The organism is Vibrio sp. OPT46, from assembly GCF_015163535.1.
Classification (GTDB): Bacteria; Pseudomonadota; Gammaproteobacteria; order Enterobacterales; family Vibrionaceae; genus Vibrio; species Vibrio alginolyticus.
The window spans coordinates 1-411 of record NZ_JADDYG010000859.1; the positions used below are offsets into that span (position 1 = coordinate 1).

Here is a 411-nt window from a genome sequence, read left to right on the forward strand (position 1 = left end):
GAATACGGCCACAAGAATGAACGTAGTGCTACTAGATGCTAAGCAAAACAGCCATGAACACGAATACAACAGCAATCATACCAAAGAGATCTGTGTTTGGATTGAGGTCATCTGGGTTAAATTTTTCAATGCTATGCGTCGTTTTGCATCTTATCTTCATGTTCTTGTCCTTATTTCATGTACTATTTCAACAGCAACATAACATGCAATTGAGTGTTCACAAGTCATAAAAAGCATAAGTATACTTGCACCTCATTGAGCGCAAAAAATACTCAAAACGTTTTAAAGTGGTGGTCTACCTTTTGTAATATCCAATATTCTTTCTGTTTTTGTGCCTGTATCGCTATAGTTGAGAAACGGTTATCTCGTTCTAGTTAGGAACAAACTACTGGCTGCCGCTACATTCTCTCA

1 protein-coding gene is annotated in these 411 nt (G+C 37.5%); it reads left to right on the plus strand.

What is annotated here, in order from left to right:
- The coding region (locus IQR33_RS34910) for a hypothetical protein (protein WP_228014226.1) at window positions 1-202 on the plus strand (202 nt) is incomplete at its 5' end.
- Window positions 203-411: the final 209 nt, after the last annotated feature.